The sequence below is a fragment of the Microbacterium sp. zg.Y909 genome (assembly GCF_024626565.1).
On the sequence record NZ_JANJFJ010000702.1, the window covers coordinates 1 to 894 of the forward strand.

General features: G+C 72.8%; 1 protein-coding gene. It reads left to right on the forward strand.

The window, feature by feature from the left end; translation table 11 throughout:
* On the forward strand, positions 1-840 hold an 840-nt coding region (locus NQ160_RS24245; protein ID WP_257517520.1), incomplete at its 5' end, for a methylenetetrahydrofolate reductase.
* Between the last annotated feature and the right edge of the window lie 54 nt (positions 841-894).

Consider the following 894-nt stretch of genomic DNA (forward strand, 5'->3'; position numbering starts at 1 on the left):
CGCCCGAGCTTCCTCTCGGTCACCTACGGGGCCGGCGGGTCGACCGGCGGGGACTCCCTCGCGGTGCTGCGCCACATCCGGCAGACGACGTCGGTCGAGCCGCTGGCGCACCTCACCTGTGTCGGAAACACCTACGCCGGCGCGACCGCACTCATCCGGGAGTTCCTCGACGCCGACATCACGAGCTTCCTCGCCCTCCGCGGCGACCCGCCGGCGGGTGTCGGCGAAGACGAGGCCTTCCTCGGCGACCTCGAAAGCGCCGCGCAGCTGGTGCAGCTGATCGATCGCGTGCAGGCGGAGCGGGCCCCCTACACCGAGGCGGCGATCCCGGGTCTTCCCGGCGCCGCCCGCGTGCAGCCCCGCCAGCGCGCCCAGATCGCCGTGGCGGCGTTCCCGATGGGGCATCCCCGGTCGCGGCATGCCGGCCAGCACCTCGATGCGCTGCTGGCCAAGCAGGCCGCGGGTGCCACGCTCGCGATCACCCAGCTGTTCTTCCATCCCGACGTGTATCTGGCCTTCGTCGAGCGGGCACGGGCAGCCGGCGTCCACATCCCGATCCTCCCCGGCATCATGCCCATCACCTCGCCCGCGCGCCTCCGCCGGGTGCTGGAGCTGACGGGCGAGGAGCTGCCCGCAGAGCTGGCTATCGCCCTCGAGGTCGAGCCGACCGCCGAGGGCCAACGCGACATCGGCGTGACCGCGGCTGCCCGGCTGGCGAGCGAGGTCGTCGCAGACGGCGCGCCCGGCGTGCACCTCTATGCCTTCAACGATCACCGCGTCGTCCTGGCCGTCCTCGGCGAGGCCGGCATCCTCACCCCACACAAGGAGACCGCATCATGACCACCGCCACCTTCCCCGACGGCACGATCCTCGGCTACCCGCGCATCGGGCGGC